The organism is Bradyrhizobium sp. Kon56, from assembly GCF_055807635.1.
Map to the genome: position 1 here is coordinate 1 of NZ_JBVVOU010000189.1, position 385 is coordinate 385.

The window sequence follows — 385 nt, forward strand, 5'->3', positions numbered from 1 at the left end:
CGTTTTGCGAATGAACGACCATGGCGTCCAGGCAAATGGTATGGGTGCACACAGGCCCGAACGTCACCTCCTCATGCTCCTTCGTGTCTGGCCTGAAACCCAGCCCGGCGAGGAAGGTGCCCATCTTCGGGCGAAAACGCAGGGGGCACTGCTCCAGCAGGTAGTCGCTCATGGTCCGGCCGTCGTACCGGGTCTTGTCATCGGCCCAGGCGATGATATGCGCCTGGCAGTCGCGCTCAGTGGCGAAGGCGATGAACTGCTGCTCACGAGGCGAACCGGGAGCACATAACAGCAGACGTCGGGTTTGACCATTGCCATCTTCCTGGTCAGCGCCTCGGTACAGCGCCCGGCCGGGTTGCTGTCCCACGGCCAGAAGCAGTTTCTG

Annotated in this window: 1 protein-coding gene; it reads right to left on the reverse strand. The window is 62.3% G+C overall.

Annotated features, from left to right (window positions below):
• A partial coding sequence (locus AC0L3B_RS38570) for a hypothetical protein (protein ID WP_473382875.1) occupies positions 1-385 on the reverse strand: 385 nt, incomplete at both ends.